40 protein-coding genes are annotated in these 24,950 nt (G+C 51.7%); 38 read left to right on the forward strand and 2 right to left on the reverse strand.

Going from position 1 to position 24,950, the window contains the following annotated elements; translation table 11 throughout:
- Nucleotides 1–4 precede the first annotated feature (4 nt).
- The 34 genes from rplB (at nucleotide 5) to ACE6ED_RS24050 (ending at nucleotide 20,032) form a co-directional block, all read left to right on the forward strand.
- Nucleotides 5–835, forward strand: coding sequence for a 50S ribosomal protein L2 (gene rplB, locus ACE6ED_RS23885; protein WP_410829941.1), 831 nt, complete (start codon nucleotides 5–7; stop codon nucleotides 833–835).
- A 75-nt stretch (nucleotides 836–910) separates the two neighbouring features.
- Nucleotides 911–1,189 (forward strand): 30S ribosomal protein S19, encoded by a 279-nt coding sequence (gene rpsS, locus ACE6ED_RS23890; protein WP_410829942.1) that lies wholly within the window; start codon nucleotides 911–913, stop codon nucleotides 1,187–1,189.
- Nucleotides 1,190–1,221: 32 nt separating this feature from the next.
- Nucleotides 1,222–1,554, forward strand: coding sequence for a 50S ribosomal protein L22 (gene rplV, locus ACE6ED_RS23895; protein ID WP_410829943.1), 333 nt, complete (start codon nucleotides 1,222–1,224; stop codon nucleotides 1,552–1,554).
- Between the two features lie 13 nt (nucleotides 1,555–1,567).
- Nucleotides 1,568–2,233 (forward strand): 30S ribosomal protein S3, encoded by a 666-nt coding sequence (gene rpsC, locus ACE6ED_RS23900; RefSeq protein WP_410829944.1) that lies wholly within the window; start codon nucleotides 1,568–1,570, stop codon nucleotides 2,231–2,233.
- Nucleotides 2,234–2,235: 2 nt separating this feature from the next.
- The gene (rplP, locus tag ACE6ED_RS23905) at nucleotides 2,236–2,670 is read left to right on the forward strand and encodes a 50S ribosomal protein L16 (protein ID WP_410829945.1); all 435 of its coding nucleotides are present in this window, start codon (nucleotides 2,236–2,238) and stop codon (nucleotides 2,668–2,670) included.
- On the forward strand, nucleotides 2,660–2,857 hold the full coding sequence (rpmC, locus tag ACE6ED_RS23910) for a 50S ribosomal protein L29 (RefSeq protein WP_410829946.1): 198 nt from the start codon (nucleotides 2,660–2,662) through the stop codon (nucleotides 2,855–2,857). The genes rplP and rpmC overlap by 11 nt, the downstream gene beginning before the upstream one ends.
- Nucleotides 2,858–2,898: 41 nt before the next feature.
- The gene (rpsQ, locus tag ACE6ED_RS23915) at nucleotides 2,899–3,165 is read left to right on the forward strand and encodes a 30S ribosomal protein S17 (protein WP_025336666.1); all 267 of its coding nucleotides are present in this window, start codon (nucleotides 2,899–2,901) and stop codon (nucleotides 3,163–3,165) included.
- Between the two features lie 40 nt (nucleotides 3,166–3,205).
- Entirely contained in the window at nucleotides 3,206–3,574 is a 369-nt protein-coding gene (gene rplN / locus ACE6ED_RS23920) for a 50S ribosomal protein L14 (RefSeq protein WP_019908234.1), read from the forward strand.
- A gap of 111 nt (nucleotides 3,575–3,685) precedes the next feature.
- Nucleotides 3,686–4,039: a 50S ribosomal protein L24 gene (rplX, locus tag ACE6ED_RS23925; protein WP_410829947.1), complete on the forward strand. Its 354-nt coding sequence runs from the start codon at nucleotides 3,686–3,688 to the stop codon at nucleotides 4,037–4,039.
- Between the two features lie 30 nt (nucleotides 4,040–4,069).
- Nucleotides 4,070–4,612 carry a 50S ribosomal protein L5 gene (gene rplE, locus ACE6ED_RS23930; RefSeq protein ID WP_410829948.1) on the forward strand — a complete coding sequence of 181 codons (543 nt, stop codon included), beginning with the start codon at nucleotides 4,070–4,072 and terminating at the stop codon, nucleotides 4,610–4,612.
- Nucleotides 4,613–4,660: 48 nt separating this feature from the next.
- Entirely contained in the window at nucleotides 4,661–4,846 is a 186-nt protein-coding gene (locus ACE6ED_RS23935; RefSeq protein WP_010348808.1) for a type Z 30S ribosomal protein S14, read from the forward strand.
- A 32-nt stretch (nucleotides 4,847–4,878) separates the two neighbouring features.
- On the forward strand, nucleotides 4,879–5,277 hold the full coding sequence (rpsH, locus tag ACE6ED_RS23940) for a 30S ribosomal protein S8 (RefSeq protein WP_410829949.1): 399 nt from the start codon (nucleotides 4,879–4,881) through the stop codon (nucleotides 5,275–5,277).
- A 30-nt stretch (nucleotides 5,278–5,307) separates the two neighbouring features.
- The gene (gene rplF, locus ACE6ED_RS23945) at nucleotides 5,308–5,850 is read left to right on the forward strand and encodes a 50S ribosomal protein L6 (protein ID WP_410829950.1); all 543 of its coding nucleotides are present in this window, start codon (nucleotides 5,308–5,310) and stop codon (nucleotides 5,848–5,850) included.
- 79 nt (nucleotides 5,851–5,929) lie between these two features.
- Nucleotides 5,930–6,298 carry a 50S ribosomal protein L18 gene (gene rplR, locus ACE6ED_RS23950; protein WP_410829951.1) on the forward strand — a complete coding sequence of 123 codons (369 nt, stop codon included), beginning with the start codon at nucleotides 5,930–5,932 and terminating at the stop codon, nucleotides 6,296–6,298.
- A gap of 27 nt (nucleotides 6,299–6,325) precedes the next feature.
- Entirely contained in the window at nucleotides 6,326–6,823 is a 498-nt protein-coding gene (gene rpsE / locus ACE6ED_RS23955; RefSeq protein WP_410829952.1) for a 30S ribosomal protein S5, read from the forward strand.
- Between the two features lie 14 nt (nucleotides 6,824–6,837).
- The gene (gene rpmD, locus ACE6ED_RS23960; RefSeq protein ID WP_223080873.1) at nucleotides 6,838–7,023 is read left to right on the forward strand and encodes a 50S ribosomal protein L30; all 186 of its coding nucleotides are present in this window, start codon (nucleotides 6,838–6,840) and stop codon (nucleotides 7,021–7,023) included.
- Nucleotides 7,024–7,064: 41 nt separating this feature from the next.
- Entirely contained in the window at nucleotides 7,065–7,505 is a 441-nt protein-coding gene (rplO, locus tag ACE6ED_RS23965; RefSeq protein ID WP_410829953.1) for a 50S ribosomal protein L15, read from the forward strand.
- Nucleotides 7,505–8,803, forward strand: a complete 1,299-nt coding sequence (secY, locus tag ACE6ED_RS23970; protein WP_410829954.1) for a preprotein translocase subunit SecY — start codon at nucleotides 7,505–7,507, stop codon at nucleotides 8,801–8,803. The genes rplO and secY overlap by 1 nt, the downstream gene beginning before the upstream one ends.
- Before the next feature lie 94 nt (nucleotides 8,804–8,897).
- Nucleotides 8,898–9,542 (forward strand): adenylate kinase, encoded by a 645-nt coding sequence (locus tag ACE6ED_RS23975; protein WP_410829955.1) that lies wholly within the window; start codon nucleotides 8,898–8,900, stop codon nucleotides 9,540–9,542.
- A gap of 4 nt (nucleotides 9,543–9,546) precedes the next feature.
- The gene (gene map / locus ACE6ED_RS23980; protein ID WP_410829956.1) at nucleotides 9,547–10,299 is read left to right on the forward strand and encodes a type I methionyl aminopeptidase; all 753 of its coding nucleotides are present in this window, start codon (nucleotides 9,547–9,549) and stop codon (nucleotides 10,297–10,299) included.
- Between the two features lie 9 nt (nucleotides 10,300–10,308).
- Nucleotides 10,309–10,617 (forward strand): KOW motif-containing protein, encoded by a 309-nt coding sequence (locus ACE6ED_RS23985; RefSeq protein WP_410829957.1) that lies wholly within the window; start codon nucleotides 10,309–10,311, stop codon nucleotides 10,615–10,617.
- A 2-nt stretch (nucleotides 10,618–10,619) separates the two neighbouring features.
- Nucleotides 10,620–10,835: a translation initiation factor IF-1 gene (gene infA, locus ACE6ED_RS23990; RefSeq protein ID WP_006212898.1), complete on the forward strand. Its 216-nt coding sequence runs from the start codon at nucleotides 10,620–10,622 to the stop codon at nucleotides 10,833–10,835.
- 99 nt (nucleotides 10,836–10,934) lie between these two features.
- Complete coding sequence (rpmJ, locus tag ACE6ED_RS23995; RefSeq protein ID WP_003322638.1) at nucleotides 10,935–11,048, forward strand: 50S ribosomal protein L36; 114 nt, start codon at nucleotides 10,935–10,937, stop codon at nucleotides 11,046–11,048.
- A gap of 20 nt (nucleotides 11,049–11,068) precedes the next feature.
- Nucleotides 11,069–11,437: a 30S ribosomal protein S13 gene (gene rpsM, locus ACE6ED_RS24000; RefSeq protein WP_410829958.1), complete on the forward strand. Its 369-nt coding sequence runs from the start codon at nucleotides 11,069–11,071 to the stop codon at nucleotides 11,435–11,437.
- Nucleotides 11,438–11,453: 16 nt separating this feature from the next.
- The gene (gene rpsK / locus ACE6ED_RS24005) at nucleotides 11,454–11,849 is read left to right on the forward strand and encodes a 30S ribosomal protein S11 (protein WP_020427052.1); all 396 of its coding nucleotides are present in this window, start codon (nucleotides 11,454–11,456) and stop codon (nucleotides 11,847–11,849) included.
- Nucleotides 11,850–11,980: 131 nt separating this feature from the next.
- A complete protein-coding gene (locus tag ACE6ED_RS24010; protein WP_410829959.1) occupies nucleotides 11,981–12,925 on the forward strand; it encodes a DNA-directed RNA polymerase subunit alpha in 945 nt (314 codons plus the stop codon).
- Nucleotides 12,926–12,958: 33 nt separating this feature from the next.
- Nucleotides 12,959–13,324, forward strand: a complete 366-nt coding sequence (rplQ, locus tag ACE6ED_RS24015; protein WP_410512469.1) for a 50S ribosomal protein L17 — start codon at nucleotides 12,959–12,961, stop codon at nucleotides 13,322–13,324.
- Nucleotides 13,325–13,649: 325 nt separating this feature from the next.
- Nucleotides 13,650–14,453, forward strand: coding sequence for a tRNA pseudouridine(38-40) synthase TruA (gene truA / locus ACE6ED_RS24020; protein ID WP_410829960.1), 804 nt, complete (start codon nucleotides 13,650–13,652; stop codon nucleotides 14,451–14,453).
- A 200-nt stretch (nucleotides 14,454–14,653) separates the two neighbouring features.
- Nucleotides 14,654–15,091 (forward strand): 50S ribosomal protein L13, encoded by a 438-nt coding sequence (rplM, locus tag ACE6ED_RS24025; RefSeq protein WP_410829961.1) that lies wholly within the window; start codon nucleotides 14,654–14,656, stop codon nucleotides 15,089–15,091.
- 20 nt (nucleotides 15,092–15,111) lie between these two features.
- Entirely contained in the window at nucleotides 15,112–15,504 is a 393-nt protein-coding gene (gene rpsI / locus ACE6ED_RS24030) for a 30S ribosomal protein S9 (RefSeq protein WP_018753963.1), read from the forward strand.
- Nucleotides 15,505–15,949: 445 nt separating this feature from the next.
- Nucleotides 15,950–16,642, forward strand: a complete 693-nt coding sequence (locus ACE6ED_RS24035) for a phosphoadenylyl-sulfate reductase (RefSeq protein WP_410829962.1) — start codon at nucleotides 15,950–15,952, stop codon at nucleotides 16,640–16,642.
- Nucleotides 16,643–16,683: 41 nt separating this feature from the next.
- A complete protein-coding gene (sat, locus tag ACE6ED_RS24040; RefSeq protein WP_410829963.1) occupies nucleotides 16,684–17,856 on the forward strand; it encodes a sulfate adenylyltransferase in 1,173 nt (390 codons plus the stop codon).
- Nucleotides 17,857–17,932: 76 nt separating this feature from the next.
- Nucleotides 17,933–18,691: an N-acetylmuramoyl-L-alanine amidase CwlD gene (gene cwlD / locus ACE6ED_RS24045; protein WP_410829964.1), complete on the forward strand. Its 759-nt coding sequence runs from the start codon at nucleotides 17,933–17,935 to the stop codon at nucleotides 18,689–18,691.
- 240 nt (nucleotides 18,692–18,931) lie between these two features.
- Complete coding sequence (locus ACE6ED_RS24050) at nucleotides 18,932–20,032, forward strand: Mrp/NBP35 family ATP-binding protein (protein ID WP_410829972.1); 1,101 nt, start codon at nucleotides 18,932–18,934, stop codon at nucleotides 20,030–20,032.
- Between the two features lie 62 nt (nucleotides 20,033–20,094).
- On the opposite strand, the gene gerD is transcribed toward ACE6ED_RS24050, so the two are convergent.
- A complete protein-coding gene (gene gerD / locus ACE6ED_RS24055) occupies nucleotides 20,095–20,835 on the reverse strand; it encodes a spore germination lipoprotein GerD (RefSeq protein ID WP_410829965.1) in 741 nt (246 codons plus the stop codon).
- Nucleotides 20,836–20,961: 126 nt separating this feature from the next.
- Here gerD and ACE6ED_RS24060 point away from each other — a divergent pair, with 126 nt between their 5' ends.
- The gene (locus tag ACE6ED_RS24060; protein ID WP_410829966.1) at nucleotides 20,962–21,573 is read left to right on the forward strand and encodes a KinB-signaling pathway activation protein; all 612 of its coding nucleotides are present in this window, start codon (nucleotides 20,962–20,964) and stop codon (nucleotides 21,571–21,573) included.
- 148 nt (nucleotides 21,574–21,721) lie between these two features.
- On the forward strand, nucleotides 21,722–22,543 hold the full coding sequence (locus tag ACE6ED_RS24065) for a PPK2 family polyphosphate kinase (RefSeq protein ID WP_410829967.1): 822 nt from the start codon (nucleotides 21,722–21,724) through the stop codon (nucleotides 22,541–22,543).
- Nucleotides 22,544–22,558: 15 nt separating this feature from the next.
- On the opposite strand, the gene pdaB is transcribed toward ACE6ED_RS24065, so the two are convergent.
- Nucleotides 22,559–23,362, reverse strand: coding sequence for a polysaccharide deacetylase family sporulation protein PdaB (pdaB, locus tag ACE6ED_RS24070; protein WP_410829968.1), 804 nt, complete (start codon nucleotides 23,360–23,362; stop codon nucleotides 22,559–22,561).
- Between the two features lie 100 nt (nucleotides 23,363–23,462).
- Here pdaB and ACE6ED_RS24075 point away from each other — a divergent pair, with 100 nt between their 5' ends.
- Together ACE6ED_RS24075 and ACE6ED_RS24080 are read left to right on the forward strand one after the other, a co-directional pair.
- Nucleotides 23,463–24,077: a stage II sporulation protein M gene (locus ACE6ED_RS24075; protein WP_410829969.1), complete on the forward strand. Its 615-nt coding sequence runs from the start codon at nucleotides 23,463–23,465 to the stop codon at nucleotides 24,075–24,077.
- 262 nt (nucleotides 24,078–24,339) lie between these two features.
- Nucleotides 24,340–24,570: a hypothetical protein gene (locus ACE6ED_RS24080; RefSeq protein WP_410829970.1), complete on the forward strand. Its 231-nt coding sequence runs from the start codon at nucleotides 24,340–24,342 to the stop codon at nucleotides 24,568–24,570.
- Nucleotides 24,571–24,950 lie beyond the last annotated feature (380 nt).

A 24,950-nucleotide genomic window follows, 5' to 3' on the forward strand; every position in this document is an offset into this window, starting at 1 on the left:
CACTGTGCCAATCAAAAAGTACAAACCGACTTCTCCGGCCAGACGTGCGATGTCCGTATCCACGTTTGAAGAAATCACCACCAACCAGCCTGAGAAATCGTTGCTGGCGCCCCTGAGCAAGACGGCAGGCCGCAACAACCAAGGTAAAATTACGGTTCGTCATCATGGCGGCGGACACAAGCGTAAATACCGGATTATCGACTTCAAACGGACGAAAGACGGCATTCCAGGCACCGTTGCTACGATTGAATACGATCCGAACCGTACTTCCAACATCGCATTGATCCACTATGCGGACGGAGAGAAACGCTACATCATCGCTCCTAAAGGGTTGAAAGTTGGGGATAAGATCGAATCCGGTCCTAACGCCGACATCAAAACGGGTAACTCCCTTCCGCTGGCTAACATTCCAGTCGGTACGGTTATCCACAACATCGAACTGAAACCAGGCAAAGGCGGCCAGCTCGTTCGCGCAGCAGGCACGGAAGCCCAATTGCTTGGTAAAGAAGAGAAATACGTATCCGTTCGCCTGTCTTCCGGCGAAGTTCGCAGAATCCTGAGCGTATGCCGCGCAACGATCGGTTCCGTAGGCAATGAGGATCACGAGCTCGTGAAGATCGGTAAAGCCGGACGCAGCCGCTGGCTCGGTCAGCGCCCTGAAGTTCGCGGTGTCGTAATGAACCCGAACGATCACCCGCACGGTGGTGGTGAAGGCCGCGCTCCGATCGGACGTAAATCGCCGCTGTCTCCTTGGGGCAAACCGACCCTTGGTTACAAAACGCGTAAGAAAAACAAGGCTTCTGATAAATATATCATTCGCCGCCGCACGAAATAAGACGCTTCTGGCAGGTTAGAACAGCGCGAAGCGTCGATTTCGCGGTTTGCAATCTGATGAAGGGAGGATTCACACATGAGCCGCAGTTTGAAAAAGGGACCGTTTATTGATGGTTACCTGCTGAAAAAGGTTGAAGACTTGAACGAGTCCGGGAAAAAGGTGGTCATCAAAACTTGGTCCCGCCGCTCAACCATTTTCCCTCAGTTTATCGGACATACGTTTGGTGTATACGACGGCCGTAAGCACGTGCCTGTATACGTTACGGAAGATATGGTAGGTCACAAGTTGGGCGAGTTCGCGCCGACGCGTACTTACAAAGGCCACGCGGGTGACGATAAGAAGACAAGAAGATAATATAAGTTTTTCGTCTGAGAGGAGGGAATACAATGGAAGCTAAAGCACATGCGAGATCGGTACGGATTTCCGCGCGCAAAGCGAAGCTGGTTGTGGATTTGATCCGCGGCAAGCAAGTAGGCGAGGCCATCGCCATTCTGCGCCACACCCCGAAATCCGCTTCTCCGGTTGTTGAGAAGCTGCTGAACTCGGCGATCGCCAATGCCGAGCACAACTATTCGATGGACGTGAACAACCTGTACGTTAGCGAAGTATTCGTTAACCAAGGGCCTACGATGAAACGGTTCCGCCCGCGCGCCATGGGCCGCGCAAGCCGGATCAACAAACGCACCAGCCACATCACTTTGGTGGTATCTGAGAAATAAGGAGGGATAACGTGTGGGTCAAAAAGTAAACCCCGTCGGACTCCGGATCGGTATTATTCGCGATTGGGAATCCAAATGGTACGCAGGTAAAGACTTTGGTACTCTTCTGCTGGAAGACGTCAAGATCCGTGAGTACCTCAAAGGCAAATTGAAGGATTCCGCTGTTTCCCGCATCGAGATCGAAAGAGCGGCAAGCCGCGTGAACGTTACGATTCATACAGCAAAACCGGGCATGGTTATCGGTAAGGGCGGAGCGGAAGTTGAAGTTCTGCGCAGCGAAGTAACCAAAATTGCCGGCGGCAAAAAAGTGCACATCAACATCAACGAAATCAAACATCCTGAACTGGACGCGATTCTTGTTGCGGAAAGCATCGCTCAACAGCTGGAACGCCGGGTATCTTTCCGTCGTGCGCTGAAGCAAGCGATCCAAAGAACGATGCGCGCCGGTGCCAAGGGTATCAAAACACAAGTGGGCGGACGTCTTGGCGGCGCCGAAATCGCTCGTTCGGAAGGATACAGCGAAGGAACAGTTCCACTTCATACGCTCCGTGCGGACATCGACTACGGAACGGCTGAAGCTCATACAACTTACGGCCGTATCGGCGTGAAAGTATGGATCTACCGTGGAGAGGTTCTTCCCACAGCTAAGAAACAAGCTGCTCAGGAAGGAGGCAACTAATCATGTTGGTACCAAAACGTGTTAAGCACCGCAAACAACAACGCGGTCATATGAGAGGTATGGCGAAAGGCGGCACCGAGCTGAACTTCGGCGAATTCGGTCTGCAAGCTCTTGAGCCTTCCTGGATCACCAACCGTCAGATCGAAGCTGCGCGTATCGCGATGACTCGCTATATCCGCCGGGGCGGTAAAGTATGGATCAAAATTTTCCCTGACAAGCCGATCACTCAGAAGCCTCTCGAGGTCCGGATGGGTAGCGGTAAAGGTAACGTAGAAAAATGGGTTGCTGTAGTGAAGCCTGGCAAGATTATGTTCGAGCTCGGAGGCGTATCGGAAGAAATCGCCCGCGAAGCTATGCGTCTCGCCGCTCACAAGCTGCCTGTGAAGACTAAGTTTGTGAAACGTGAAGAAGTGGGTGGTGAAGCAAATGAAAGCTAATGAACTTCGCAACTTAACCACTGCCGAGATTGAGCAAAAGATCGCCGGATTCAAAGAAGAGCTTTTTAATCTCCGTTTTCAATTGGCTACGGGCCAACTGGATAACCCGACTCGGATTCGTGACGTGCGCAGAGAAATAGCTCGTGCTAAAACCATTATCCATGAAAGAGTACTTGGGATTAGTTAATGAAGCGGATGTAATGTCCGTATTCAGGAAGGAGGCTAATTATGAGCGAGGAACGGAACGCGCGTAAAGTGCAAATCGGCAAAGTGGTCAGCGACAAAATGGATAAAACCATCGTGGTAGCTGTTGAAACTTACAAAAAGCATGATCTGTACCACAAACGCATCAAGTACACGAAGAAATTCAAAGCGCATGATGAGAACAACACTGCGCAGATCGGCGATACCGTAAAAATCATGGAAACTCGTCCGCTCTCCAAGGACAAACGCTGGAGACTGGTTGAAGTGGTGGAAAAAGCGGTTATCATCTAACCTTTGAATATGACCATTTTTCCGAAAGGAGGAACTACTAATGATTCAACCATTTACACGCTTGCATGTGGCCGACAACTCTGGTGCGAAGGAACTGATGTGTATCCGCGTACTGGGTGGTACCGGACGCCGTACGGCTGCAATCGGTGATCTGATCGTTTGTTCCGTTAAACAAGCAACACCAGGCGGCGTTGTCAAAAAAGGCGACGTGGTGAAGGCTGTTGTTGTTCGTACCAAACGTTCTGTACGCCGTAAAGACGGATCCTACATCGCATTCGACGAGAATGCAGCGGTTGTCGTAAAAGACGACAGAAGCCCGCGCGGAACCCGTATTTTCGGACCGGTTGCCCGTGAACTTCGCGACAAGGACTACATGAAGATCGTTTCCTTGGCACCGGAAGTTATTTAATAACCTCCCTTGAAAGTAAGCAGGCTGGAAGCCGATTCCGGTTGCTTTTTCAGGGCCCCGATATAGAATGACAATTATGCTTGCCAAGGCTAGTCATAGGAGGTGTAACGAATGCCTAAAGTGAAAAAAGTTCTGGAGTCTTACAACAACCACCTGCACGTGAAGAAAGACGACGTGGTTATGGTGATCACCGGTAAAGACAAAGGCAAAAAAGGCCGCGTCATCGCTGCGTATCCCCGTGAGAATCGCATTCTCGTAGAAGGCGTGAACATGGTGAAGAAACACCAGAAGCCGAACCAACTGAACCCGCAGGGCGGAATTATCGAGCAGGAAGCTCCGATCCATGTGTCCAACGTAATGCACATCGATCCGAAGAGCGGCGGCGTAACCCGTATCGGTTACAAAGTGCTGGATAACGGTAAAAAGGTTCGCGTAGCTAAGAAATCCGGAGAAGTGATCGACTAATACAGTTTTTAAGAAAGGAGGTTCAACTTCATGGCAGCAAGAATGAAGGAACGTTTTCTGAACGAGATTACCCCTGCTTTGATGCAGAAGTTTAACTATTCGACGGTTATGCAAGTGCCGAAAATCGAGAAGGTCGTTATCAACATGGGCGTGGGCGACGCGGTACAAAACTCGAAGGTGCTTGATTCCGCTGTAAACGATATGCAGCTGATTTCCGGACAAAAGCCGGTTATCACAAAAGCAAAAAAATCCATCGCCGGTTTCAAACTGCGCGAAAACATGCCGATCGGCGTAAAAGTAACACTGCGCGGCGACCGGATGTACTACTTCCTGGACAAATTGTTCAACGTAACGCTTCCGCGTGTGCGTGACTTCCGCGGCGTGTCGACCAAAGCGTTCGACGGACGCGGCAACTATACGCTCGGACTGAAAGAACAACTGATTTTCCCGGAAATCGAATACGACAAAGTAGACAAAGTGCGCGGTATGGACATCGTTATCGTAACGACGGCTAAGACAGACGAGGAATCCCGCGAGCTCTTGACTCAGTTGGGAATGCCTTTCGCAAAATAAGACGGTTGACCCGATTCGTCAAATTACCCTGGGAGGTGTCAGGCTAAAGTGGCAAAGACTTCGATGAAAGTAAAGCAACAACGCGCGCCGAAATTTAAAGTTCGTGCTTACACACGCTGCGAACGTTGCGGTCGTCCACATTCGGTCCTGCAAAAGTTCAAAATTTGCAGAATTTGTTTCCGAGAATTAGCTTATAAAGGCCAGATTCCTGGCGTGAAAAAAGCAAGCTGGTAAGTAGCTTATAACGGGAAGGAGGTTTCCACACAATGACTATGTCTGATCCTATTGCAGATATGCTTACTCGTATTCGTAACGCGAACACGGTTCGCCACGAAACGGTAGAAATGCCTGCTTCGAAAATGAAGAAACAGATCGCCGACATCCTGAAGCGTGAAGGTTTCATCCGCGACGCGGAGTTTGTCGAAGACAGCAAACAAGGGATTATCCGTATTTTCCTGAAATACGGCCCGAACCAAGAGCGCGTCATCTCCGGTCTGAAAAGAATCAGCAAGCCTGGTCTTCGCGTGTACACGAAGAGCAACGAAGTGCCTCGCGTACTGGGCGGCCTGGGCATCGCGATCATCTCGACTTCCAAAGGTGTTATGACCGACAAGGAAGCTCGTCAATCTAAATCCGGCGGAGAAGTTGTCTGCTACGTTTGGTAATACAAGTCACAAGATAAGGAGGTGCAACACATGTCTCGTATTGGTCGCAAACCAATCGCAGTACCAAGCGGTGTAGACGTAACTGTCAACAACACCGTGATTACTGTAAAAGGCCCTAAGGGTACTTTGACTCGTGAGCTTCATAAAGATATGAAGGTTACGGTTGAAAATAACGAAATTAACGTTGTTCGTCCTTCGGACAACAAACTGCATCGCTCTCTTCACGGCACGACCCGCTCCGTTGTCAACAACATGGTCAGCGGCGTGACGGAAGGATTTTCGAAATCTCTGGAACTGGTTGGGGTCGGATATCGTGCAAGCAAGTCCGGAGATAAAATCGTTCTGAACGTGGGCTACTCCCATCCGGTGGAAATCGTTCCGGAGCCGGGCATCGAATTCGAAGTTCCGGCGAACACGAAGATCATCGTAAAAGGGATCGACAAAGAGCGTGTCGGCGCTTATGCTGCCAAAATCCGTTCTGTACGTGAGCCTGAGCCTTACAAAGGCAAAGGGATTAAATATGAAGGCGAACGCATCATCCGTAAGGAAGGTAAAGCCGGTAAGAAGAAATAACCGGCTGACCGGCGGATTACTCCAGGCTTCTTAAAGGGAAGCCGCTATACGGCAAACCGAAGGGAGTGAAAGGAAAGTCATGATTACCAAAGAGGACAAAAACAAAGCACGCCTGAAAAGACACCTGCGTGTTCGTAAGAAAATCCAAGGTACGGCTGAACGTCCGCGTCTGAATGTGTTCCGTTCTTCGAAGCACATCTACGCACAACTGATCGACGACGTGGCTGGCGTAACGCTGGCATCCGCATCGACGCTTGACAAAGAGCTGAGCTCTGAAATCAAGAACGGCGGCAGCGTAGAAGCAGCAAGCAAGGTGGGCCGTCTGGTCGCTGAGCGTGCAAAAGCTAAAGGTCACTCTGTAGTTGTATTTGACCGCGGAGGCTACCTGTACCATGGACGGATTCAAGCACTGGCTGACGCAGCTCGCGAAGCAGGCCTTGAATTCTAGAATATACCTAAGAAGGAGGTTAACGACTTGCGTATAGATCCGAACACTTTAGAGCTGACAGAAAGAGTTGTTCACATTAACCGTGTTGCTAAAGTTGTAAAAGGCGGACGCCGTTTCAGCTTCAGCGCACTGGTTGTTGTCGGCGACGGCAATGGCTGGGTCGGTGCAGGCATCGGTAAAGCCGGTGAAGTACCGGACGCCATCCGTAAAGGCATCGAAGATGCCAAGAAAAACCTGATCCATATCCCGCTCGTAGGAACAACGATTCCTCACCTGGTTACCGGCCACTTCGGCGCAGGACGCGTGCTGCTGAAACCGGCATCCCAAGGTACCGGGGTTATCGCAGGCGGTCCGGTTCGTGCAGTGCTCGAGCTTGCCGGCGTTGGCGATATTTTGACTAAATCTCTGGGTTCTTCGAACTCCATGAACATGGTCAATGCCACTTTGGAGGGTTTGTCCCGTCTGAAGCGCATTGAGGAAGTCGCGAAACTCCGCGGCAAATCCGTCGAAGAACTGCGCGGTTAAGGAGGGGAACGTCAATGGCTAAATTGCAAATCACCCTCGTACGCAGTCTGATCGGACGTCCGGAAACGCAGCGCGTAACCGTTAAGACGCTGGGCTTGCGTAAGCTGAACTCCACAGTGGTACACAACGATAATCCCGCAATTCGCGGTATGATCAACAAAGTGAGCCACTTGGTATCCGTTACTGAAATTGAAGGCTAAGCGCCTGGTATACAATCAACAACAATAAGGAGGTGCAAACGATGAAGTTACATGAACTTGCTCCGGTTCCCGGATCCCGCAAGGAACGCAACCGTGTAGGTCGCGGTTCCAGCAGCGGTAACGGCAAAACGTCGGGCCGCGGTCATAAAGGTCAAAACGCTCGTTCCGGCGGTGGTGTACGCCCTGGATTCGAGGGTGGACAGAACCCGCTCTATCGTCGTCTGCCAAAACGTGGTTTCGTCAATCCTACTCGCAAAGAGTACGCGATTGTGAACATTGAGGAACTGAACAGCTTTGCAGAAGGAACTGAAGTTACTCCTCAGCTGCTAATGGAAACGGGCATTGTAAAAAATGCGAAAAGCGGCATCAAGGTACTCGGTAACGGTGAAGTGACCGTGAAGCTGACTGTACAAGCAAATAAGTTCTCTCAATCTGCGGTAGAGAAAATCGAGGCTGCCGGCGGTAAAACCGAGGTGATCTAATGTTCAAGACGCTTAAGAATATATGGAATGTTGAGGATTTGCGCAAAAAGATCATGTTCACCCTGTTCGTGCTGATCATCTACCGCATCGGATCGTATGTGCCGGTTCCCGGCGTAAACAAAGAAGCGTTAGAAGCATCCAATCAAGCAGGGGAAGCGTTGATGAATCTGCTCAACACCTTCTCGGGTGGCGCGCTCAAGAACTTCTCGATCTTTGCCATCAGCATTTACCCGTATATCACGGCATCGATTATCGTGCAGCTGCTGTCGATGGATGTCATCCCGAAATTTGCCGAATGGGCAAAACAGGGCGAGCACGGGAAAAAGCAGTTGGCTCAGGTTACCCGATATGGTACCGTAATATTGGGCCTGATCCAGGCGTTTGCCACCACGATCGGATTTAACCGTATGTATTCAACCCCTATGATGCCGAATGCAACCTTTGCGGATTACCTGCTGGTTGCTATTGTGCTGACAGCCGGTACTTCGTTCCTGATGTGGCTTGGGGAGCAGATTACCGAGAAGGGGATTGGGAACGGGATATCCATCCTGATTTTTGCGGGAATCGTCGCAGGCTTTCCGGGGTATATCACCACAACGGCCCAGTCGAGCTTTATCGTACCGGGTCAGGTGTTCCTCAATATTCTTAAAGTCGTTCTCGTGCTGGTCGTAATTGTGCTGGTAATCGTCGGTGTAATTTTCGTTCAGCAGGCCATCCGTAAGATTCCTGTCCAATACGCTAAGCGTGTGGTAGGGAACAAGATGTACGGCGGACAAAATACCCATATTCCGCTGAAAATCAACGCGGCAGGTGTAATTCCGGTCATTTTCGCGGTGTCGCTGCTTCAATTCCCGGTAGTGATTTCCTCGTTCTGGTCCACTCACCAGTGGGCCAAGTGGGTTACGAATAACTTGTCTATTCATAGTCCGCTTGGGCTGGTCCTGTACGTTGTGATGATCATCGGATTTACGTTCTTCTACACCTTCGTTCAGATGAATCCGCAGCAAATGGCGGATAACATGAAGAAGAACGGCGGATACATTCCCGGCATCCGTCCGGGTAAAGCAACGGAAAAATATCTGACCAGAGTAATGTCCCGCCTGACCATGTCCGGCGCGCTGTTCCTGGCTCTTATCTCCGTACTGCCGATGATCTTCGGCGCATTGTCCGGTCTGCCGCAATCGGTTCAGATCGGCGGCACGGCGTTGCTGATCGTAGTCGGCGTAGCGCTGGATACGATGAAACAAATCGAGAGCCAGCTGATCAAGCGTCACTACAAAGGCTTTATCAATAAATAGGCGATAGGTTCCGGAGAAGCGTGTTAGCCTGTTTCCCGGCACCTATTGTGCTGTTTCCTGCTTGACGGCGAACTTTTGGAGGGGAGACTAAAGCGTGAACATCCTATTTATGGGCCCTCCCGGGGCAGGCAAAGGGACGCAAGCGGCCGTGATCGTGAAAGAGTTTGGCATCCCCCATATTTCGACGGGCGACGCGTTTCGCCTGGCGATCAAACAGGGTACGCCGGTTGGGCTGAAAGCCAAATCCTTTATTGATCAGGGACTGCTTGTACCGGATGATGTAACGATTGGCATTGTGGAAGAACGGCTGCAGCAGCCCGATTGCAAAAAGGGCTTTCTGCTTGACGGATTTCCAAGAACCCTTTCGCAGGCGGAAGCGCTGGATGATATTCTGGCCCGTCTGAACACATCGCTGGATCATGTTATCAATCTGGATGTCGACCGCGGACAGCTGCTGGCGCGTCTGACCGGCCGCCGGATCTGCACCGTGTGCGGCGCATCCTATCATCTGATTTTTAATCCGCCGAAAGAGGCCGGTATTTGCGACCTGGACGGCGGAGAATTGTACCAACGGCCGGACGACAACGAAGAAAGCGTCGGAAAACGTCTGGACGAGTACGACAACAAGACGGCGCCGCTGCTCAGTTTCTATCAGGAGAAGGGTCTGCTGCGTCAAATCAACGGTGAACAGGAAATCGATACGGTTTCGTCCGAAATTGTGTCTTTACTGCGAGGTTAGTGTAATGATCATTTGTAAGTCCGAACAGGAACTTGCTTTTATGAGGGAAGCCGGGCGGATTGTAGCCGAATGCCACCGCCGCATTGCGGAGGCCATAGAGCCGGGGATAACGACTGGGGAACTCGACAGAATTGCCGATCAGTACATTCGCAGTCAAGGCGCTGTGCCGTCTTTTAAAGGCTACAACGGGTTTCCGGCCAGTATATGCGCTTCGGTTAACGAACAATTGGTACACGGATTCCCAGGGAAACGCAAGCTGGTGGAAGGCGACATTGTGACGCTGGACATCGGCGCTCAGTACCAGGGATACCATGGCGATTCCGCCTGGACGTACGGGGTCGGCAGCATTTCCGAAGAAGCCCAGCGTTTGCTGGACGTCACGGAAGGCTCCCTCTACGCGGGTCTGGCGCTCGTAAAACCGGACGTTCGATTGTTTACAATCTCCAATGCCATTCAGCGATACATCGAAGATGCCGGCTTCTCGGTTGTCCGCGAGTATGTTGGTCATGGAATTGGGACAGAACTGCATGAAGAACCGCAAATTCCGAACTATGGCATTGCGGACCGCGGACCGCGGCTTAAGCCGGGGATGGTGCTTGCGATCGAGCCGATGGTCAACGCCGGCAGACGTTACGTCAAGACGCTGGAAGACAATTGGACGGTCGTCACGGTGGACGGATCGCTGTGCGCTCACTTTGAACACACAGTGGCGGTAACGCCTGACGGCATGGAAATTTTCACGAAACTGAATGCATAGGTGATCTTCATGACAGTGACGAGCAGCCCGCAGGTCGGTCAAATCGTGAGAATTTTAAGAGGCAAGGACGCCGGAGAGTATGCCGTGGTGATCTCGGTTGCAGACAGCCGGTTTGTGTGGATTGCGGACGGGGACAAACGCAAGTTTGACCAGCCGAAGAAGAAGAATGTTCTTCATCTGGAGCTGCTGCCCCGGATCAGCGGAGAAGTTGTAAACAGCCTGCAGGAAAGCGGACGCGTAACGAATGGGAAGCTGCGGTTTGCCGTTCAGAGTTATGTCCGGTCCGCGGATCCTAGCGCTATAAAGAAAGGAGACTGACTGTGGCCAAAGAAGATGTCATTGAAGTGGAAGGTACCGTCATCGAACCGTTGCCGAACGCAACGTTTAAGGTCGAGCTGGAGAACGGTCATCAGATTCTTGCCCATGTTTCCGGAAAGCTGCGGATGCACTTTATCCGTATTCTGACGGGAGACAAGGTGGTCGTACAGTTATCGCCTTATGATTTGACCAAAGGCCGTATAACCTATCGTAAATAGATTGCTACTCATTCAAGAAAGATTTCGCCCCTAGCGATGAACGGGCGTATGCTTTCACAGCCGGTTTTACTTTTGTAAAACTTTTAGGAGGTAATAAGCATGAAGGTAAGACCTTCTGTAAAGCCCATTTGCGAGAAATGCAAAGTCATCCGCCGCAAAGGGACTGTAATGGTAATTTGCGAAAATCCGAAGCACAAACAAAAACAAGGTTAAAGAAGGGGGTGTAGCGTAAAATGGCTCGTATAGCTGGTGTGGATTTACCACGTGACAAACGCGTTGAGATCGCCTTGACTTACATTTTCGGAATCGGCAGAACAACTTCCCAAAAGATTCTGAAAGAAACAGGGATTGACTTTAATACACGTGTCCGTGATCTGACGGAAGATGAAGTGAGCAAACTGCGTGAAACGATCGACAAATCGGTCAAAGTGGAAGGCGACCTGCGTCGTGAAATTTCCTTGAATATTAAACGTCTTACTGAGATCGGCTGCTACCGCGGTGTTCGTCACCGTCGTGGATTGCCTGTTCGCGGTCAGCGTACCAAAACCAATGCCCGTACCCGGAAAGGCCCGCGTCGTACGGTAGCTAACAAGAAGAAGTAAGGGGGGATAAGAGACAATGGCTAAACCTAAAAAAGTCGTACGTACCAAACGTCGCGACCGTAAAAATATCGAATCCGGCGTGGCACACATCCGTTCCACGTTCAACAACACCATCGTTACGATTACGGATCCTCACGGTAACGCAATCTCCTGGGCAAGCTCCGGCGGCCAAGGATTTAAAGGTTCCCGTAAATCCACTCCGTTTGCAGCGCAAATGGCGGCAGAAACTGCAGCCAAAGCGGCAATGGAGCACGGCATGAAATCCGTAGAAGTTATGGTTAAAGGACCGGGCGCGGGCCGCGAGGCAGCCATCCGTTCCCTTCAGGCTGCTGGCCTGGAAGTTAACCTGATTAAAGATGTGACTCCGGTTCCTCACAATGGATGCCGTCCGCCAAAACGTCGCCGCGTCTAGTGAAATAAGCATGTACAATGTGGTATAATACCGGCGCCATCTGCTAATAATGGTTGTTTAGGCATACTACATGATGCACCGAACAGGTGACCGTTTCATTTAGGAGCGACGTTTGAAGGAGGGGTACACTCGTGATAGAAATCGAAAAGCCGAAAATCGAGACCGTTGAAGCTAATGAAGAAGGAACCTATGGGAAATTCGTAGTTGAGCCGCTGGAACGCGGATATGGCACGACGCTGGGGAATTCGCTTCGCCGCATCCTGCTGTCCTCGCTTCCCGGTGCTGCAGTAACTTCGGTCCAGATAGACGGCGTTCTGCATGAGTTCTCCACCGTTCCCGGCGTAATGGAAGACGTGACCGAAATCATCTTGAACCTGAAAGCTCTCTCTCTGAAGATTCATTCCGACGAGGAGAAGGTGTTCGAGATTGATGCGGAAGGAGAAGGCGTCGTTACTGCAGGAGATATCCGTGCGGACAGCGACGTTGAGATCCTGAACCCGGACCTTCATATTGCCACGCTGGGACCCGGTGCGAGACTGCATATGCGGATTTTTGCAGGCCGTGGTCGCGGCTATGTCCAAGCTGACCGCAATAAACGCGAAGATCAGCCGATCGGCGTGATTCCGGTGGATTCCATCTACACTCCCATTTCTCGCGTCAACTATACCATTGACAATACACGCGTCGGACAAGTGACTAACTACGACAAGCTGACGCTGGAAATCTGGACGGATGGAAGCATCAGACCGGAAGAGGCGGTAAGCCTCGGGGCCAAAATTTTGAACGAGCACCTCGTTCTGTTCGTCGGTCTGACGGACGAAGCGAAAGACGCCGAAATTATGGTCGAAAAAGAGGAAGACAAGAAAGAAAAAGTGCTTGAGATGACGATCGAAGAGCTCGATTTGTCCGTACGTTCCTACAACTGCCTCAAACGCGCCGGCATTAACACGGTGCAGGAGCTGACAACGAAAACTGAAGAAGACATGATGAAGGTCCGCAACCTGGGCCGCAAGTCTTTGGAGGAAGTTCAAGAGAAGCTCGAAGAGCTGGGTTTGGGACTCCGCACGGAAGAATAGAACGAGACTCACGACTGCAAAGGAGGGAAAAACATGGCATACCAAAAATTGGGGCGTGACTCCAGTGCGCGTAAGGCGCTGTTCCGCGACTTGGTAACGGACCTGTTCCTGTACGAGCGCATCCAGACTACGGAAGCCAAAGCGAAGGAAGTTCGTTCCATCGCTGAGAAACTGATCACTAAAGCGAAGAAGGGCGATCTGCATGCCCGTCGTCAAGTGGCGGCTTTCGTTCGCCGCGAAACGGTTGACGGCGAACAGGACGCAATCCAAAAACTGTTCTCCGAAATCGCACCTCGCTACACCGAGCGTCCAGGCGGATACACGCGTATCCTGAAGCTGGGACCTCGCCGCGGCGACGCAGCGCCTATGGTTTATCTTGAATTGGTAGACCGCGCGTAAGCGAATAAGGCATTTATAAACGATTAGATCCCTGACCCCGTTTTCCTCCGGAGAACGGATAGGGGAAATGATCGGTGATATTGTATCAGTGGAATATGGCCCGGCTCTTCCCTCGGCTTGCCCAAAGGCTTAAGCCATGGGAAGCCCCGACGGGGCAGTACAAGCTGAGAGAGGCGGCGGCGTCATGTCCCGGCTCCTACCGACGGCCGGTTCCGGCGGACGCCGAGCAGGCAGTGCGCTGCACTTCTCGAGCCCGTGGAAATCCGCTTGGTTCAATGGAAGGAGCTCCCGTAGGGGCTTCTTTTTTTTGAGAAAAGGAGATTCAATGCGCAACCTATTGATGAAAGTTCATTATGACGGCACGAACTACAACGGCTTTCAGACGCAGCCTAAAGGGGCTACAATCCAGGACTGCCTGGAGCAGGCGATCTTCCATCTGACGGGAGAACGGCTGAAAATCACGGGTTCGGGAAGAACGGATGCCGGCGTGCATGCGTACGGGCAGCCGTTTAACTTCATAACCGGCTCGCAGATCCCGCTGGAACGCTGGTGCCTGGCGCTAAACGCCCGGCTGCCGGAGGACATCGTCGTTACGGAAGCGCGTGAGGTTCCGCTCTCGTTCCACTCCCGCCGGTTCGCCAAACGCAAAACGTACCGGTATGCGATTAACGGGAACCGGTTCCCCGACCCGTTTCAGCGGCGCTGGCAGTTTCATCATCCGGTGAAGCTGGATGTGCCCGCTATGGAGTCGGGACTGCGCCATGTAGTTGGCACCCATGACTTTACCTCCTTTGCTTCCAGACATTCCACAAAGGCTTCTCATGTGCGCACGATATACGAAGTCCGTATGGAAGTGGACCGGAGCATGTGCCGCCCCGGCACGGAGGATCAAGGGGTGATTCATACGTTTATTACCGGTAACGGATTTTTGCAGCATATGGTACGTATTATCATGGGTACGCTTATTGAGGTTGGGGAGGGCAAGCGGCGTCCGGAGCAGGTCACCGATATCCTTGCCGCATGCGACCGTGCAGCGGCCGGACCAACGGCGGTCTCCAAAGGACTGGCGCTCTGGAGCGTGGAATATGACTCGTGGGACGCGCCTCCTCCGATAGCTGAAAATCCTTGAATAAGATTCAAAAAAACGGCTTGCGTCCGGTGTCATTATGCTGTAAAATAAAAGTTGTGTTTTCTTGATGGCTATCCCACGGCCCCCCTCAGGAGAACCGCCGTAATACCTTTGAATGTATGACCTAACTACGAAATGTAATGAACAAACGAGATAGATGAACCCCATGATTTTTGTATGAGAACAAGGAGGAACTATTCATGCGTACCACTTATATGGCTAAGCCAAGCGAAGTCGATCGCAAATGGCACATCATCGACGCCGAAGGCAAAACGCTTGGACGTCTGGCCAGCGAAGCGGCGGCTTTGATCCGCGGCAAACATAAACCGCAATTCACTCCGCATGTTGACGGCGGCGACTTCGTCATCGTAATCAATGCTGAGAAGATTCACCTGACTGGCAAGAAGCTGCAGAACAAGAAATACTACCGTCACTCGATGCACCCGGGCGGCCTGAAAGTTACGGTTGCTGAAGATCTGCTGAAGACGAAACCGGAACGCGTCATCGAATCTGCTGTACACGGCATGATTCCTAAGACTCGCCAAGGTAACGCAATGAAGCTGAGATTGAAAGTATATGCAGGCGCCGAGCATCCACACGCAGCACAAAAACCTGAAGTTTACGAACTTCGCGGATAAGAATAAGGGAGGACAGTTTCATGGCACAAGTACAATACTATGGGACAGGTCGTCGTAAACATTCGGTAGCACGTGTTCGCCTCGTACCGGGTGAAGGACGCATTGTCATCAACAAACGCGACATCAATGAATATTTCGGTTTGGAAACACTCAAACTGATCGTTAAGCAGCCTCTGACACTGACAGAAACACTGGGAAGCTACGACGTGCTCGTTATCGCGCACGGCGGCGGAATCTCCGGCCAAGCCGGTGCTATCCGTCACGGCATCTCCCGTGCACTGCTGAAAGCTGACCCGGAATTCCGTTCTTCCCTGAAGAAAGCCGGATTCCTGACTCGCGATCCGCGGATGAAGGAACGTAAGAAGTACGGTCTCAAAGCGGCTCGTCGCGCTCCTCAGTTCTCGAAACGTTAATATCCCTTGTGTATCAAGGAATTTCAGCCCTTGGCCGATTCGGCCAGGGGTTTTTATTATATCCAATAGTAAAGATGATAAAGCTCCCTGTTTCATTTGATTTTTGTATCCGTCCCCGCATAAGTATAATTAACTGCTAACCAGTTTGCTTTTATTTCCTCGCCATTTTAAATGACCTCGAGTGCTTATGAAAGACCCTGGCTTCGCGTTAACTCTTACCATGATGTCCTGATAGTCCCCACACCCTGCACAAACTTTTTTACATGAGAAGGTGCCGAACTCCCATACTCTTGCTTATGATGTAGAAGGCGTTAGCCCGGTAATTCCGATGGGACAAATCAGCCAAAATGATTGACATCTTAGTTAAAAACTTTATACTAATTCTTATATGCTTAGTTGGAATTAACTCGGGCCCTAATTTTTTATTCATATGGAGGAATTATAGATGAACCTGCTTGAAAAAGAGGCTCTGATCGCAGAGAAGGCTGTTGAACTGGAAACGGCCACGGCGGAGGAGATTATTCGTTACGCGGTAACGACTTTTCCCAATATCACCTTTGCCTGCAGTTTTGGGGCGGAAGATGTCGTGCTGGTTGATATGATACAGAAAGTAAGTCCGGGTACCGACATTTTTTATCTGGATACAGACTTTCACTTTCAGGAGACTTATGACACCCGTGACCAAATGGCGGCTAAATACGGCCTGGAGTTTGTCCGGGTTTCCCCTAAAATTACACCCGAAGAACAGGCGGAGGTCTACGGTGAGGCGCTCTGGTCGGTTGATCCCAATCAATGCTGCAACATCCGCAAAGTTGAGCCGCTTACCCGTATTTTGTCCCAATATGAAGCGTGGATTACCGGCATCCGCAGGGACCAGGCGCCTACCCGGGCGAATGCGAAAAAGATTGAATACGACCACAAATTTGGTCTGGTAAAATTCAACCCGATCGCTGACTGGACAAGTGAGGATGTATGGAACTATATCCGGGCGAACGATGTCATTTATAACCCGCTGCATGATCAGAATTTCCCCAGCATTGGCTGTCTGCACTGCACCCGGCCTGTTATGCCGGGAGAAGATCCGCGTGCCGGGCGCTGGTCGGGCAATGATAAAACCGAATGCGGACTGCATAAATAATCGAATCAGATTCTGCTTGGATACAGGAAGGGAGCAACCAAATGACTGCCATATTGCCGCATGGAGGCGCACTTGTTCAGCGAGTGGCTGAAGGAACACAGCGGGAACAGCTGCTGCAGAAAGCCGAAAGCTATCCGAAAATTCCCGTTAACACTTGGACGATTTCCGATCTGGATTTGATCGGCGTAGGAGCGTTTTCACCGCTGACCGGGTTCTTGAACGAAGAGGATTACCGTTCCGTTGTGGAACGTATGCGACTGGCTAACGGGACCGTATGGAGTATTCCGATTACCCTGGCGGTTTCGGACGAAATCCGGGAAGGGCTATCTGTGGGCACTACAGCTGCGCTGGTGGGCGAAGCGGACGGGGTCACCTACGGACTGATTGAAATTCAGAGCATTTACATTGCGGACCAAGCGGTGGAGGCTCAGCATGTCTTTAAAACCACCGATCCAGCCCATCCGGGCGTCGCCAAGCTTCTGGAGCGTTCCTCTACCTATGTTGGCGGAGCGATCACGGTATTGAACCGGCCAAAACCGGAGCAGTTCGGTGAGTTTTATTTTGATCCTGCCGAGACGCGCCGTATATTCGCCGAAAAGGGCTGGAAGACGGTTGTTGGCTTCCAGACGCGCAATCCGGTTCACCGCGCCCATGAGTACATTCAAAAATCGGCGATGGAGATTGTCGACGGCTTGTTCCTGAACCCGCTGGTCGGCGAGACCAAATCGGATGATGTGCCGGCCAGCATCCGGATGAAAAGCTATCTGGTGCTGCTGGAGAACTACTATCCAGAGAACCGTACCTTTCTGGGCGTCTTCCCGGCGGCAATGCGGTACGCCGGACCGCGTGAGGCGATTTTTCATGCGATGGTCCGTAAAAACTACGGGTGTACGCATTTTATCGTCGGCCGCGATCATGCCGGGGTAGGCGACTACTACGGAACTTATGAAGCGCAGGAGATTTTCTCGAATTTTACCGCGGAGGAACTGGGCATCACGCCGCTTTTCTTCGAGCACAGCTTTTTCTGCAAAACCTGCGGAAATATGGCGTCCAGCAAAACCTGTCCGCATCCGGCGGAAGATCATCTTACCCTGTCGGGCACCAAAGTCCGGGGTCTGCTGCGGGATGGCGTCTGTCCGCCGCCGGAGTTCACCCGTCCGGAAGTGGCCCGTGTGCTGATCGAGGGCATGTCACAGCCGTCGGCTGCCCATTAATTGCTGGACTTGTACTAATTGGCCCCCTTGTCCCATATAGATGGAGTAGAATCTATCGGGATGAGGGGGTCTTGTTATGTCCGGCCGTAAGCCCGGGAAAGTCTCGGTCTGGATTTCTTGGCGGTCTATCAAAAAAAGTATGCTTGGCGCGGTACTCGCCTTCTTGATCATCGGCATTATCGCCTACGATATGCCGACAGCCAGGACGGGCAGCAGCTACTGGAGTCTCCCGCTTTCGGGTAAAACGATCGCTATCGACGCCGGCCACGGCGGGCCGGATGGGGGAGCGGTAAGCCGCCAGGGACTGATTGAAAAAGAAATCAATCTCGCTGTCTCCCTGTATTTAAGGGATTACCTCCAGCAGGCGGGGGCTGTGGTTGTAATGACCCGGGAGGGAGATTATGACTTGGCCGAGCCTTCCACCCAAGGTTACTCCAAACGCAAGACGGAGGACCTTAAGAAACGGGCAAGGTTTTTACAGGAGCAGGGTGTGGATCTGTTTATCAGCATCCATATGAACAGCGTGCCTTCGAACCGCTGGAGCGGCGCACAGACCTTCTATACGCCCAAACATCCAGGGAGCGAAGCCTTGGCCGGATTGATTCAGTCGGAAATCCGCTATACGCTGGAGAACACCGACCGGAACGCCAGAACAGCCAATACGATCTTTTTACTGCAGGCACTCGATGTGCCTTCCGCTTTAGTGGAGGTAGGCTTTCTGTCACACCCGCAGGAATCGGTGCTGCTTGGGGAGGATGTTTACCAGCGCAAGGTGGCGACCAGCATTTACCGGGGGATTTTGCGCTATACCGCAGGCGAGGGGACAACGAAGTAAACGAAGCAGGGGATCGCTGGATATGGTGGAGCGGGGACTACGAAGTAAACGAAGTAGGGGATGGCTGGATGCGGTGGAGCGGGGACTACGAGAGGCCGGAGGTTTGAGTCGTGTCCTTCATGGTAAACGGCTGGTCTGTTATTGATTCGGGAAGAATAGGCGATGGGGAAGGGTAATGTTATAATGGACATAATACAACCGGAGGACTGGTCCTTCGAATAGGAAACCGAGGTGCTGACGATGCTGTCCAGGGAACAAATACTTTCGCTATTGCAACCGATTACCGACCCGGCGACCGGCCGAAGTCTGGTGGATCTTCAGCTGATCCGGGACATTATGGTCAAAGAGGATCGGATCTCACTGTCTCTTGTCTGCCTGGATACGGAGGAAAAAGACCGGATTCAGCTGGAGCAGCGGGTGCGCGACACGCTGGCGGAAGGCGGCGTGGAACAGGTGCACATCCGGCTCAGGGAAGCTACCGACTATGAACGCGCCTTGCTGCGCGGCGGTGAAGAAGAGGAGTCCGAGCCCGAAGGCAAACTTAAGGGACATGCTGCCGGACTTGATGAGCATGAGCTGATCAACCCTGACTCCGGCGTACATTTTATAGCAGTGGCAAGCGGTAAGGGCGGCGTCGGGAAATCGACGGTAACCGTGAATCTGGCAGCGGCGCTTGCTAGACAAGGTAAACGGGTCGGCTTGATTGATGCCGATATTTACGGCTTCAGCGTTCCCGACATGATGGGGATCGAAGAAGGCCCCGTTGTTGAGGAAGGCACCATTATTCCGGTGGAACGTTTCGGCGTCAAAGTGATGTCAATGGGCTTTTTTATCCGGGAAAATAACCCCGTTATCTGGCGGGGGCCGATGCTCGGCAAAATGCTCAGACAGTTCTTTAGCGACGTCGGCTGGGGAGAGCTGGATTATATGCTGCTGGACCTGCCGCCGGGAACCGGTGATGTGGCGCTGGATGTCCATCAGATGCTTCCTCACAGCAAAGAGATCATTGTGACTACGCCGCATGCGACGGCGGCCTTTGTGGCGGCCAGAGCGGGCGCTATGGCGCTCCAGACGGACCACGAGGTGCTGGGGGTTGTGGAGAACATGGCGTATTACGAATGCTCGGCATGCGGACAAAAGGATTATGTATTCGGCCGGGGAGGCGGAGCGAGACTCGCGGAGACGCTGCATACGGACCTGCTGGCCCAAATTCCGCTTGGCGCGCCGGACAATCATATCTCCGAACCGGATTTTTCGCCTTCGGTGTACAAAGCGGACAGCCCAACAGGCAAACTGTTTGACGAGCTGGCCGCTCGCATCACCATCAAATGCGAGGTATAGGCAGACTCCACGCAATGAAGCCGTTCCCGATCCGGGAACGGCTTGTTGTCTTCTCTTAAGCGTTAGGAACTTCCACCGCCACCGCCGCCTTCACCGCTGCCGCCTTCACCGCTGCCGCCTTCTCCGCCGCCTTCTCCTCCACCGCCGCCCTGCTCGCCGCCGCCCTTTTTCTCCACCTTCGGCTGCAGTTCTTCCTGAACGACCGTTTTCAGCAGATCCAACACTTCCATACGGAATAAGGGGTTCTGCATGGCTTCCTGCATAATCGTCATGGATTGTTTACGGTAGTCAGGCGTCTTCGTCAGATCGAGGAACATTTTCATCATTTCCGGAGATTTCATGATTTCCCCAATGGATTTTTGGTAAGTGGGGTCCTTGATCAGCTGCAGGTGCAGCTGTTTGCTTTGTGAATTAATCGCTTTGGCAAAATCGCCCGCAAACTTCGGATCGGTCATGATCTTTTCAATTTCTTTTTGGTACTCTGGGGCGGTTAACGTGTCTTTTACCGCCGTTCGGATCTGTTCTTGGGACTGCATCGGCATCATTTTAATGCTGAGCATACCGCTCGCCCCCCCGCCGCTGCCTCCGCCGCCGCTTTCCGAGCTGGAGCTGGGGGAGGTTAAGGCTTCTTCGATCGCCTTTTTGCCGTCCTCGCTTTTTAGTATATCGACGATCATCGTTTTCATTTCTTTATAGCTGCCCTGCTGCTGGGAGGATCCGCTCTGCTCGCCTCCGCAGGCAGTCAGTGTCAGAAGCAGCAGACCCAGTGCCAGTCCGCTTATTCCCCGTGCCGCCCTTTTCATTGCCCTGTCCTCCTTATGAGAAGTGCTGAGAGTATTATGCCGCTTAAACACCTATTTATGTTTATCCGGGAATGGTTTTTTGCCGGAAGGCTTGGTAAAATAAATTTGTCACAGAGGGGGGAGCGCGTGAGTCTAAAAAAATGGTTTTACTTGTTCTGGACCACCCTGCTGATCGGGGCTGGAGGATCGGTGCTTGCCGACTTGGCGCTGCGCCTGGTCAATGGCGGTTTCACCTTTAAGGGAATAGCCGACTTTTTGCTGTATGCTTTGATTTTGGTCGGATATGGGATGCTGGTTAGTGTATACTCCCAACTGGGCTTTTTTGCGTATCTTATTGTGAATTATATGGGCAACGGGGTGTTTACCCGAAGAACCTGGCAGTACATCCAATTGGCTCTAAGCGCCTTGGCTTTGTTTGAGCTGTTTTTCCTGCGCACGATGCTGGGTGGAGACCGGGGACGGTTGTCGGACTGGCTGCTGGGAGCGGCCATTGTGGTTACAGCGGCTATGGTGGGTTATTTCAAAGTAAAGAGCACCAATGCTTCAGCGTGGGTGCCGACGTTGTTTTTTATGACAGCGATTACGATTGTTGAATTGATCGGGGTGCTGCGTATCGGGGTGGACAGTGCCACTGTGTTTATCTTCGTTCCGCTGCTTGCCTGCAACGCGTTCCAGATTCTGATGCTCCATCGGGTGCTTCGCCCGGCGGTGCGGCGGGAACAGCCATTATCTGCATAAACTTCTGAAGAAGAACCGACAAGGTGGCCGGACTGGATTCCGTGCCGCCTTTTTTGGATGGGATGTAGGGGGAGGATTGATTTTTTGGATGGGGGGTTAAAGATTTAGAAATGCCATCCATGAGCGGGTGGAACAGGAGGGAGAATAAATGGACATCTCAAGATATAAAATTAAGGACACGGACGATATCAGTCTCCACAGCCTGGATCCGGACGATAGCCGGGAAGCTGAAAGCAAGGAAGCCGCTGAGGCGGAGATGGAGAGATTAAAAGAACGGCTGGCTGAGCTGCAGGATATCCTGTTTGCACAGAAAAAGCATTCGCTGCTGGTGATTCTTCAGGGAATGGATACAAGCGGCAAGGACGGCACCGTCAAACATATTTTTGGCGGAATTAATCCCCAGGGCTTCACCGTCACCAGCTTCAAAAAGCCGTCCCTTGAGGAAGCGGCTCATGACTTCTTATGGCGTGTTCACCAAAAAACACCACCAAAGGGTTATATCTCGGCTTTCAACCGTTCCCATTACGAAGACATCCTGGTTCCTCGCGTGCATGGGGGGATGACAGAGGAGGAGCGCCACCGCCGGTTCAAACATATCCGCCATTTTGAACGGATGCTGACGGAGGAAGGCACCACCATAATCAAACTGTTCCTGCATATCTCCAAAGAGAAGCAGCTGGAGAAGATTCAGGAAAGACTGCATGATCCGCGCAAACATTGGAAATTTGATGCCAGTGATCTGGAGGAGCGGAAATATTGGGATGATTACCAGAAGGAGTATGAGCATCTGCTCAAAAAAAGCAGTACGGCGGAAGCCCCATGGTACTGGATTCCCGCCAACCGCAGATGGTATCGCAACTATACGGCATTATCAATTGTTGTACAGACACTTGAGGAGCTGGACTTAAGTTATCCGCAGCTCAGTGAACCGACTCCCGACATATCGGATCTTATATCCCCCCGGCATTAAGCGGGCAGTAGAAATTCACATCCCGGCTGCATCTTCCAGGCTGCGGTCCAGCCAGGCGGAGTCACGGACTTCTTTGCCTTCCGCACTCCCTTGGCTGATCAGCTCCGAAACCGTCACGAATTCGTATCCCTTGCTGCGCAGCTGGTCGATGATAATTGGCAGCGCTTCATGCGTTTGTTTACACGAGTCGCTGGCGTGCAGCAGCACGATATCGCCGGGGTGGGCTTTGCCTACAACACGGTCCACAATGTTCTGGGTACCGATATTTTTCCAGTCAAGGGAGTCGGTATCCCACTGGATGACTTTATAGCCCATTTCGCCAGCGATCTGCAGGACTCTTTTGTCAAAATCTCCGTTGGGCATCCGGATCAGATTTGGCGCTTTGCCGGTCATGTCTGTTAAAATGGTGTGTGCGGTGTTGATCTGATGGCGGATCTCTTCGCTGCTGAGCGAGCTGTAATTCACATGCTTGTGCCCATGGCTGCCGATTTCATAACCGGCGGTTTTGATTTTGTCCACGATGGCCGGATGGCTTTTGCTCCAAGGGGAGGACAGGAAAAAGGTCGCCTTCTGCACCTTCTTATCCTCCAGAACTTTCAGAATCGGTTCGGGGCGTTTCTCTCCCCAGCTGATGTCGAACGTCAGGGCAATCACCTTTTTCTCCGTCGGTACGCTGTAGATGGCGGACGGGGCTTCATCGGCGAACACTGTGATATTCCCCCGTTCCACATACACCACGCCGGCGGCAAGCAGCAGCGCGGCACAAATAAAGAAAAACCGTTTTATTTTCTTGCCGCTGAATACATAAAAGGAATTCATACTGACAGCGCTCCTCTCCCAGTTCAAATGCTTGTTTGTACCAATGTATGCTCGTACTTTATCGTTATGACTCATCCTGTCCAAGGTAAAGGAGGCTCTCATGTTTTCGTTTTCAAAATTTGTACGGGACTTAAAGTCCATCAAACAGGCTGTTTTGTGGGCAACCCTTATGTTTATCGGGGGAATGGCTCTTGGTTGGTTTAACACGGAAAGCCTGGAACAACTGCTTGTTTCGCAGCTAGAGGGTCTCGGGGAGATCAGCAGGAACCTGCATGAGTCCTCCAATCCGCAGCTGGGCTTTTTTACGTTTATCTTTTTTAACAATGCGATTAAAGGGGTAGCGATGATCTTCCTCGGCGCTCTGCTGGGCGTAATCCCGGCGCTGTTTCTGATTGTGAATGGTGCGGTTATCGGGTATCTTATCCATCAGTCTGCGCTGGCGGGGCAGGATCTGTTTACGCTGATTGTGAAAGGGTTGCTGCCGCATGGGATCATTGAGATTCCGGCGATTATAATTGCCTGTGCATTTGGACTACAGTTTGGCCTGCGCGCTGCAAGTTCTTTATTCCGCTCTAAGGCCCGGGAGGGGGCGGAGGGATGGTCAACCTTTATGAGACAGACCTTTACTGCGTCGTTCTGGGTGGTAATTCTTCTGTTGATCGCAGCCGTTATCGAAAGCACCCTTACGTATCAATTGATGTCTAACGCGGGCTAAACTCCAAAAAATCTGCGGTCATCCCTTTGAACCAACGTTTTGGCGGAGAAGAGTGGGTAATAGATATTACAGATGCTGCGCCGAGCGCAATTGGGGAAAAAAGTAAAAGGAACGGTTATCTTTCCGGCTTGTAGGTTAATCTAGTGTAAGCGGGATGTAAGGACGGGGAACGGCGGGAGGCTGCCCCCGTATCCGATGGCCCGGAGAGAACGGTTGACCTAGAGAAATAAAGCAAATCCGACTGCAGAAGGAGGCCAGGCCTATGTTGGGGATGTTGTTCAACGAAAAAGAGTGCAAGGAACTGGATTATGTGCTGCGCAAAGAGCTGGATGAGATGCTGTTCGACCTCAGCGATCAACGCTTGGATCAAAATATCCGCCAGGCGATTGCAAGCCGTTATAAAACCGTGTTTCGGATGTATGCCCGTTTTGCTCCGCAGAAGGAGCTTTCAAAGTATGCATGGGGCGGACGAACCACACAAATGAAGCATTAAGCGATAACCGGAGAGGACGCCCGCCGGTGGAATGATTTGTATATGAAAAACAGGTTGACTAAAGGGGAGCGGCATGATAAATTATATCTCGCGCCCCTTTTCGATTGAATAATGAGGCGGCGAGCAAAATGCAAGAGACTGAGAAAAAAGATTTAAAAAAACTCTTGCAAAGAAGCTAGTAAGTATGTTATATTATAAAAGTCGCCGCTGAAACACGGCGATGAACGAAAAACGCTTGATCCTTGAAAACTGAACAACGAGTGAGTGGGAATCACTTCGGTGATTTCACAAATGAGAATTTATTCTCGTCAGATTCAAAATGAGCTATCTGCTCTAACAATAACGCCAGGCACTTCGGTGCCGGGCAACCTTATTGGAGA

Source organism: Paenibacillus nanchangensis, assembly GCF_046543445.1.
Classification (GTDB): domain Bacteria; phylum Bacillota; class Bacilli; order Paenibacillales; family Paenibacillaceae; genus Paenibacillus_AQ; species Paenibacillus_AQ nanchangensis.